The organism is Catenulispora pinisilvae (genome assembly GCF_015356865.1).
Lineage (GTDB): Bacteria > Actinomycetota > Actinomycetes > Streptomycetales > Catenulisporaceae > Catenulispora > Catenulispora pinisilvae.
In genome coordinates, this window is sequence record NZ_JAAFZA010000414.1 from 1 (window position 1) to 5,098 (window position 5,098).

Sequence of the window (5,098 nt, forward strand, 5' to 3'; positions counted from 1 at the left end):
GCCTACGAAGACCACTTCAACGGGCATCGGCCCCATCAGGCCCGGGACCAGACCCCTCCGGACGCCGACATCGCGGAAGTCATCCCGATCGAGGGACGGATCCGCCGCCGACAGGTCCCCGCCACCACCATCTACGAGTATCACCGAGCCGCCTGACCAACTCGGCGAACCAGCTGGTCAGCACCCGTATACGCTAGTTTCGGCACGGTACAGGCTTCACGCTTCACGGCGCAGATCCAAACGAGCCAGACCGGCCACAGTGGCGTGCCGAACGGACGGCCCAGTGGACTACCCGGGCCCCGCGCGGCTACATGGACCTGCTGACCTGGATGGATCGCAGGATCCTGCTGGTCCCCGAGAGCTCGGCTGACGGCATCAGGGTAAGCCGGGTCGTGCTCGCCGCCGGCGACCGCCTCGCAGTGGTGCCCCGGGAGGAGCTTCACACGATGTGGCGTCGTGGCGATCCGAAGAAGGGCGCAGCCCCGTTCGTGCCGAAACGACACGGTGCTGGCCGCAACGCCTGGCAAGGGCTGGACAGCTTGGTAGCCATCGGAACAGACGTCGACAATGACAAGGACGTTCAGACGAGTCCGCTCCTGAAGCAGGTGCTTGAACTCCAGGCTGACGATGCTCTGGGGGTCGACTTTCCGCTCGGGGTCGAGATCGTGGGAGTGAGATACGGAACGCAGTCAGCAGTGGTCGACGATCTCATTGCCGACTCCGTTCCGTTGCCGGTGCGGTCGCTGGTCGCGAACGACGTCGTCCGCGACGCGGTTCTTGAAGTTGCCGCTCAGGCAACGGCTGTGGAACGGGCTGTGAACCTGTGCTACGCGGATCTGAGACGAGCGGCCGGAGGCGACCCTGTTCCTTGGGACAAGGGACAGCGACCGGGATCAGTTTTCGTTCACAGTATTGATCAGGCTATCAGGCTATTGCTGTCCAAGTTCGCTGTGCTGCCGGTAGACGGTGATACGGAACCGCTGATGCTGAGCTGGGAGACCAGTGTTCGTGAGCTGGCGCTCCAGGCGGTGACTCCGTTGATTCTTGCCTCCAACCCGTCCGCGTTTCTCGGCCGGCATGAGAAGGACAGCGGCAAGCAGGTGTATCGCGAGTCCACTGCCGTGGCCAATTTCCGAAGCCAGCTACGGAGAATCCTTCCGCGGGATGCTGCGAGACGCGATGAAGGGAAGACCGCGTGATGACAGAACAAACAACCAAGAAGCGGCCTGTCTGGTTCTGGGAGTTGTTCGAGCCCGGGCAGCACGGTGCCGGCCGTGATTTGGCTGCGCTGCGAGCAGGCTTGGGCCGCGATGCCTGGTCGGTGCCTGAAATGTGGCGCCTCTATCGTGCGGAGATCCCCGAGGACCAGGCCCGCCGTGGCACGGTCACACCGGCGTTGGAGGCCGAGCACGCGACGCTTACGCTGTTCGCGCTGCACCAGCAGTCCATGGCCAAGTCCATGCACGCGAAGGGCCCCGATCTCGGTGTGGCGCTGTTTCGGCTGCGGCAATCGGAGCAGTTCCGGGACCATCCCGAGGCGCTGGACCAGCGGGTGGGGGCTGCGGCGACGGCTACTAGCACCAAAGAGCTGGTCTATCACCTTCGTGGGCTGGTCACACTGCTGCGGGGCCAGTCGATCCCGCTGGACTACAACCGCCTGCATCGCGACATCCGTGACTGGGATACGCCGGAAGGCCGCATCCGGGTCCGCCAGGCCTGGGGGATCAGCTACTTCGTCTGGCGCGCCTCCGAAAAGCCCGAGGCCGAATGATCGCCGGCGGCCACGCCGATGTGCCAACCCGATCCGTGATCCGAAGGAGCCTCAGATGAACCGTCAGCTGTACCTCGACATCGACATCGTCCAAACCGTTCCACCGTCCAACATCAACCGGGACGATAACGGCACCCCCAAACATGCAACCTACGGTGGTGTGCGGCGAGCTCGCGTCTCATCACAGGCATGGAAGCGTGCCACCCGCACGGCGTTCGCGCTCACCGTGGACCCGTCCCAGCTGGGTACCCGCACCAAACGCCTGACGCCGCTGCTCACGACCAGCCTGACCCAACGCGCCAATCTGGACGAGGAGGCGGCGAACCGGCTGGCGACCGCGATACGCGACGCGTTGAACCTGAAACAGGGCAAGAACGCCGACCAGACCGAGTACCTGCTGTTCTTCGGACGGCAGCAGCTGGACGCGATCGCGGACCTGCTCGCCGACCGGGCTCAAGAGCTGGCCCAAATGGACAAAGACGCACTGGGCAAGGAGCTCAAGTCGCTGCCGATGCTGGACAAGCTTACCGCCGGGCACCCATTGGATGTCGGGCTGTTCGGTCGCATGGTGGCGAACAATGGCCTGCTGAACGTGGATGCCGCGGTGCAGGTCGCACATGCGCTGTCGACGCACGCCGTCGACATCGAATTCGACTACTACACCGCTGTCGACGACGAGCAGCCCGAGTCTGAATCCGGCGCCGGCATGATCGGCACCGTCGAGTTCAACTCCGCGACCCTGTACCGGTACGCGACCGTGGGCATTCATCTCCTTCAGGAGAACCTGCAGGCTGAGGACGCGGTACTGCAGGCGTGCGAAGCCTTCCTGGATTGTTTCACCCGATCGATGCCCACCGGCCACGCCAACACCTTCGCCCACCGAACCCTGCCGCACCTAGTTATCGCCACCCTGCGCGAAGACCAGCCGGTCAACCTCGTCTCCGCCTTTGAACGGCCCGTCACCGGAGGCAACAGCGGGCTGGCCGAGGAGTCGATGCGGCGCCTAGCCGCCGAACACGCCAAGATCACCACGACGTGGGGCAGCGAGCCGCGGGCCGTGTTCGCGACCTACCACGCCGACGCCGCATCCGACGAAGCCCTCGCAGGGCTGCCCAACCCGACCCCCTTCCCGCAGCTAGTGGAGCAAGTGCGCGAAGCTGTGGCCACATGGCTTGCCGAGGGCGAACGACGGTGAACCCGCACGAAACCGTGCTGGTGATGCGACTGGCGGCCCCAATGCAATCCTGGGGCGGCAACACCCCGCTCAACCGCCGCGATACTCAACCCGCACCGACGAAATCCGGAGTCCTCGGCCTACTCGCCGCAGCCGCCGGCCGACGTCGGGGAGAGCCGATCACCGAGCTGCTAGACCTCACGCTAGGAGTCCGCGTCGACCAGCCAGGAACCCTACTCCGTGACTACCACACAGTCAGCAACTACACCGGCGATCCGCTGCCGCAGGCAGGCGTCAACGCCAAGGGAAGGCAGAAACCTACGCAGCCGGTGAAGCACACCGGAGAGACCTACCGCTTCTACCTGGCGGATGCGGTGTTCGTGGCCGCAGTGTGCGGGCCGGCGTCGCTTCTGGACTCCCTCGCTGTCGCCCTGCGCAACCCACGCTTCCCGCTGGCCCTGGGCCGACGCAGCTGCCCCCCAACTGGGCAGCTTCTCCTCGGCATCGAGGCCGGCACCCTGGATGAGGTCCTAGCCAGCACACCATGGCAGGCCGGCAGCCACGCACAAAACCGCTACCGCAGACGGCATCCGGACGCGGCAGTGATTACCCTGCCGGGCACCGTCGAGGACCCGGAAGCCAGCGGCGGCAGCGTGTGGGACGTGCCGACCACGTTCAGCCTGGGACAGCGGCGATTCACACCCCGGCGAGTCCGGCACACAGAGTTCGATGTCCCGACCGGTTGGGCAGCGCAGTCGCAGCCTCCTCCAGTCGAAACTGCGGTCCACGATCCCTTCGACCTTCTCGGCTGAGGAACCCAGATGGCCTACCTATCGAAGATCCGCATCAACCCCATGCGGCAGAAAAGCCGCATCCTGCTGGCCAACCCCCAGCACATCCACGCGATGATCCAAGCTGGCATCGCTCAGCAACCGGTCGCCGAGCGCACCCTGTGGCGCTTGGATGATGACGATCAACGGGCACCGAACCTGCTGATCCTCACTGGGACCCGGCCCGACTGGAACCACATCGTGGAGCAGGCCGGATGGCCCGACGCGGACGGCGAGCATTACCTCATCCGGCCCTACGAACCGCTACTCCAAATCGCCGCCGTAGGTCGAGAGTTCGCCTTCAAAATCACCGCATCCCCCGTCCAGAACACCACCACCCCCGACAAACTCACCCCAGCCCAAGAAACCCGCCGCGCTGCCGAGGGCGACCGCCGCCGCGGATACCGCATCGGCCACCGCACCGCGGCAGCCCAGACCAAATGGTTCCTGGAACGCGCCCCAAGACTCGGATTCACCATCCCGGAACTCGTCCTCGACGTCGACCGACCCGTTCCCGACATGCGCATCGTCCGCCGCGAAAGCCGCAAATTCACCAAGGGACGTGACGGCCACAAGCACACAGTACGAATAGAAACCGCCACGTTCGAGGGCAGATTGAAGATCACCGATGCCGAGGTGTTCCGGCACACGCTGCTTGCCGGCATCGGCCCCTCCAAGGCCTACGGATGTGGCCTCCTTACCCTGGCGTCCATCGGCGCCGGCCGCCGACCAGGCAACTAACGATGGCAGCCCCATGGTGGCGCGCTGAGCCGCAAGAACTGTTCCACCTGGAAGACCGGATCAGCAGCCTCTACGTCGAACGCAGTCACATCGACCGCGACGACAACGCGGTGGTCCTGATCAACAAGCAGCGAATCGTGCGAGTGCCAGCGGCATACGTCGCCGTGCTGCTCCTTGGCCCCGGGACCCGCATCACCCACGAAGCAGTCAACCTTCTGGGCGACTCTGGCACGGCCCTCTGCTGGGTCGGATCCGGCGGAGTCCGCTTCTACGCCTCAGGCCTGGGCCAGCCGCGGCTCAGCCCTGCTACTCCGACAAGCTTGGCTGGTCACCCGCGTCCCGGAACGGCTAGAAGTTGCTCGCCGTATGTACGAGATGCGGTTTCCCGGCGAAGACACCCGCGGGCTGACGATGCAGCAGCTCCGTGGTCGCGAGGGTGCCCGTGTAAGAAGGCTTTGGGTGCGGCTCTTGTGGAGTGACCTGTGGTGTGTTTTTGACGTGGGCTTGATGGCCGGTCGGGGTGTTGAGAGGGCTCCTTGTCGATACGTTCGAGGTGTCTAAGCCAGAACGTTGAGAAGGAGC

General features: G+C 64.9%; 4 protein-coding genes and 2 pseudogenes. All 6 read left to right on the forward strand.

All coding sequences use genetic code 11. The features are described from left to right. Positions 1-260 precede the first annotated feature (260 nt). Positions 261-1,199: pseudogene (locus IZR01_RS48045) on the forward strand (type I-E CRISPR-associated protein Cse1/CasA); the annotation flags it as partial. After that, on the forward strand, positions 1,199-1,771 hold the full coding sequence (casB, locus tag IZR01_RS48050) for a type I-E CRISPR-associated protein Cse2/CasB (RefSeq protein WP_228561396.1): 573 nt from the start codon (positions 1,199-1,201) through the stop codon (positions 1,769-1,771). The pseudogene IZR01_RS48045 and the gene casB, both read left to right, overlap by 1 nt. A 55-nt stretch (positions 1,772-1,826) precedes the next feature. Continuing rightward, complete coding sequence (cas7e, locus tag IZR01_RS48055; protein WP_194927762.1) at positions 1,827-2,966, forward strand: type I-E CRISPR-associated protein Cas7/Cse4/CasC; 1,140 nt, start codon at positions 1,827-1,829, stop codon at positions 2,964-2,966. Further along, the gene (gene cas5e, locus IZR01_RS48060) at positions 2,963-3,757 is read left to right on the forward strand and encodes a type I-E CRISPR-associated protein Cas5/CasD (protein WP_323747312.1); all 795 of its coding nucleotides are present in this window, start codon (positions 2,963-2,965) and stop codon (positions 3,755-3,757) included. The genes cas7e and cas5e overlap by 4 nt, the downstream gene beginning before the upstream one ends. 9 nt (positions 3,758-3,766) lie before the next feature. Continuing rightward, the gene (gene cas6e / locus IZR01_RS48065; RefSeq protein WP_194927764.1) at positions 3,767-4,516 is read left to right on the forward strand and encodes a type I-E CRISPR-associated protein Cas6/Cse3/CasE; all 750 of its coding nucleotides are present in this window, start codon (positions 3,767-3,769) and stop codon (positions 4,514-4,516) included. 2 nt (positions 4,517-4,518) lie between these two features. Further along, a pseudogene (locus tag IZR01_RS54630) lies at positions 4,519-4,975 on the forward strand (CRISPR-associated endonuclease Cas1); the annotation flags it as partial. Positions 4,976-5,098 lie beyond the last annotated feature (123 nt).

Excerpts from the sequence above, each read along its gene's own strand:
- casB (WP_228561396.1), top strand. The coding sequence starts at position 1,199 with ATGACAGAACAAACAACCAAGAAGCGGCCTGTCTGGTTCTGGGAGTTG.
- cas7e (WP_194927762.1), top strand. The coding sequence starts at position 1,827 with ATGAACCGTCAGCTGTACCTCGACATCGACATCGTCCAAACCGTTCCA.
- cas6e (WP_194927764.1), top strand. The coding sequence starts at position 3,767 with ATGGCCTACCTATCGAAGATCCGCATCAACCCCATGCGGCAGAAAAGC.